The organism is Acidiphilium sp. PM (assembly GCF_000219295.1).
GTDB classification, from domain to species: domain Bacteria; phylum Pseudomonadota; class Alphaproteobacteria; order Acetobacterales; family Acetobacteraceae; genus Acidiphilium; species Acidiphilium multivorum.
This window is the reverse complement of record NZ_AFPR01000372.1, coordinates 1-3,064: the sequence shown is the minus strand read 5'-3', so window position 1 is coordinate 3,064 and position 3,064 is coordinate 1. Positions and strand designations below refer to the sequence as shown.

Here is a 3,064-nt window from a genome sequence, read left to right as displayed (position 1 = left end):
CTGCCAGGCATAGCCGAGCAGGAACAGGTTGGTCGCGATCGCGTCCCCCATCAGCGCGGTGGCGATGGCGGTGGCCTCGATCGTGTCGAGATGTGCCTCGCCCACCCGGCGCGCCAGGCTCTGCCGCAGCCGCGCCATCGGCAGCGAGAAGGCGGGGTTGCGGGTGAACTCCCCGGTGATCGTCTCGTGCAGGTTGACCACCGCCCGGGTCTGTTCGCCGAGGCAGTCGAGCGTCTCCCGCTCGCCGGCGACCAGCGCGTCGCAGCCGAGCAGCAGGTTGGCCCGGCCGGCCGGCACCCGCAGCGCCTGCGCCGCCCCGGCCGCCGCCCCGAAGCGCAGATGCGAGACCACGGCGCCGCCCTTCTGCGCGAGGCCGAGCACATCGACCACCGAAACCGGCGTGCCGTCGAGATGCGCGGCCATGCCGAGCAGCGCGCCGATCGTCACCACGCCGGTGCCGCCGATCCCGGCCACCACCATGTCCCATTCCGGCGGCGGCAGCGCGGGTTCGGGCAGGTCATCGGGCGGGGCGGCGCGCGTCGCCTCCGGCCGCTTCAGCCCGCCGCCATGCACGGTGACGAAGCTCGGGCAGAACCCCTCGACGCAGGAGAAATCCTTGTTGCAGGCGGACTGGTCGATCGCCCGCTTGCGGCCGAACGGGGTTTCCACCGGCACCACGGCGATGCAGTTCGACACCAGCGAACAGTCCCCGCAGCCCTCGCAGACGCGCTTGTTGATGAAGGCGCGCTTCGCCGGGTCGGCCATCGTGCCGCGCTTGCGGCGGCGGCGCTTCTCGGTCGCGCAGGTCTGGTCGTAGACGATCGCGGTGACACCGGGGATCTCGCGGATGGCGCGCTGGATCGCGTCCAGCTCGCGGCGGTGCGATACCCTGACGCCGGGCGCGAGATCGGCAACACCCTGGTATTTCTCCGGCTCGTCGGTGACCACCTCGATCCGCCGCACCCCTTCGGCGGCGAGTTCGCGGGTGATCTGCGGCACGCTCAGCGGCCCGTCGACATGCTGGCCGCCGGTCATCGCCACCGCGTCGTTGAACAGCACGCGATAGGTGATGTTCACCCCGGCGGCGATGGCGGCGCGGATCGCGAGCAGGCCGGAATGGTGATAGGTGCCGTCGCCGATATTGGCGAAGACGTGCCGCTCGGTGGTGAACGGCGCCTGGCCGATCCAGGCCGCGCCCTCGCCGCCCATGTGGGAATAGACATCGGTCGCGCGGTCCATCCACGTCGCCATGAAATGGCAGCCAATGCCCGCCATCGCCCGCGAGCCCTCCGGCACTTTCGTGCTGGTGTTGTGCGGGCAGCCGGCGCAGAAATGCGGCACCCGGTGGGCGCCGAAATCGAGCGCGTGGCCGGCCTCGATCGTCGCGGCGAGGTGCGCGAGCGCCGCCTCCCGCGCCTCGTCCGGCAGGAGGCGCTGCGCCCGCCGGCCGAGCCCGAGCGTCACATCGGCGGCGGAGAGGTCGCTCTCGGCGCGGAACAGCGTGGCCCCGGTCTCGTCGCGCTTGCCGACGATGCGCGGCGCGCCGGCCATGCCGTAGAGGATCGCCCGCAGCTGGTCCTCGATCACCGGCGCTTTTTCCTCGACGACGACGATCTCCTCCAGCCCGCGCGCGAAGTCCCGCACGATCCCGGGCTCGACCGGCCAGGTCATGCCGAGCTTGAGCACGCGGGCGAAGCCGAGCCCGAGATCGGCCCGCGCCTGCTCGACATCGAGAAAGGATTTCCCGGCGGTGACGATGCCGAGCCGCGCGCCGGGGGCGGGTTCGACGATGCGGTTGATCCGGTTGGCGGCGACGAAATCCATCAGCGCCGGCCGGCGCAGGCCGAGCACCCGCGCCTCCTGCGCCAGCACCGGCTCGTGCAGCCGCATCGCGACGCTGTCGGGGTCGATATCGGGCAGGATGATCGGGACATCGAGGCCGGTCTCGACCGAGGCGGTGCAGTCGATGATTTCCTCGACCGTCTTGAACCCGACATAGAGGCCGGAATGGCGCGAGGCCGCCCAGCCATAAAGCCCGAGTTCGAGAATGTCCGCCACCGAGCTCGGCGCCAGCACCGGCACGCCGGCGGCGATCAGCGCCGGCTCGCTCTGATGCGCGACGGTGGAGGATTTCGCCGCATGATCGTCGCCCGCGACCACCAGCACGCCGCCGTGGCGGGTGGTGCCGGCGTAATTGGCGTGCTTGAGCGCATCGCCCGAGCGGTCGACCCCCGGCCCCTTGCCATACCACATGGCGAACACGCCCTGGTGTGTGGCGCCGGGGAAGAGCGGGACGATCTGGGTGCCCCAGATTGCGGTCATCGCCAGGTCCTCGTTCACGCCGGGGCGGAAGACGATGCCCTCCGCCGCCAGCAACGCGGCGGCGGCATGGGCCTGGATGTCCACCGCGCCGAGCGGCGAGCCGCGATAGCCGGAGAGAAACCCCGCCGTGTTCAGCCCCGAGGCCGCATCGCGCCGGCGCTGCGCCAGCAGCAGGCGGATCAGCGCCTGGGTTCCGGTCAGGATCACCCGTCCGGGGCCGGGGCGGTAGCGGATGTCGAGCATGGTGTCGGCGGTCTTCATGCGGAATTTCCCCCGCCCGGCCTTTGCGCCGGGCTTTTTATCCGCCGCGAATTATGCGCCGCGTGATCGAAATTTGCGAGCAAAATCAGGTTTTTGTCCGGATCGTAACGGCTTGCCGATCGCTGCGCGCGGCGGCGCCGCGCGGCCATCCCGCGGCCCTCGCGCCGCGTGGATCACGAAATTTTATTGCGCGGGGGACGAGGTGGCCCGGATGCCGCGCCGCATCATCACGGAAACGTGATTTCGTCCGCGCCGCGCGGCGCGGGGGCAAAACGTCAGTGGCCGATCGCGGCGGGTTCGGCGTCGGCCTCGTCGGTGTCGGTGCCGTCGGTTGCCACGGTTTCGCGCAGCGGCGTGTCCTCCACCCGGATAGCCGCGACGAGGCCGAGCAGGGCGAAGCCGGCGGTGATCAGGAACGCCGCGTGGAATGCCGCCGGCAGCGCCGGGTTCGCCGCCATCGCGCGTTCGGCCGCGGCGCCCG

The 3,064-nt window shown here is 71.3% G+C and carries 2 protein-coding genes and 1 pseudogene; 1 reads left to right on the top strand and 2 read right to left on the bottom strand.

Translation table 11 applies throughout. The features are described 5' to 3' along the window. A partial coding sequence (locus tag APM_RS12835; RefSeq protein ID WP_007423803.1) for an indolepyruvate ferredoxin oxidoreductase family protein occupies positions 1-2,583 on the bottom strand: 2,583 nt, incomplete at its 3' end. Between APM_RS12835 and APM_RS21545 the strand changes: the two genes are divergently transcribed. Continuing rightward, a complete protein-coding gene (locus tag APM_RS21545; protein WP_138919197.1) occupies positions 2,564-2,824 on the top strand; it encodes a hypothetical protein in 261 nt (86 codons plus the stop codon). The genes APM_RS12835 and APM_RS21545 overlap by 20 nt on opposite strands. 34 nt (positions 2,825-2,858) lie before the next feature. On the opposite strand, the pseudogene APM_RS12830 reads toward APM_RS21545, so the two are convergent. Further along, a pseudogene (locus tag APM_RS12830) lies at positions 2,859-3,064 on the bottom strand (MFS transporter); the annotation flags it as partial.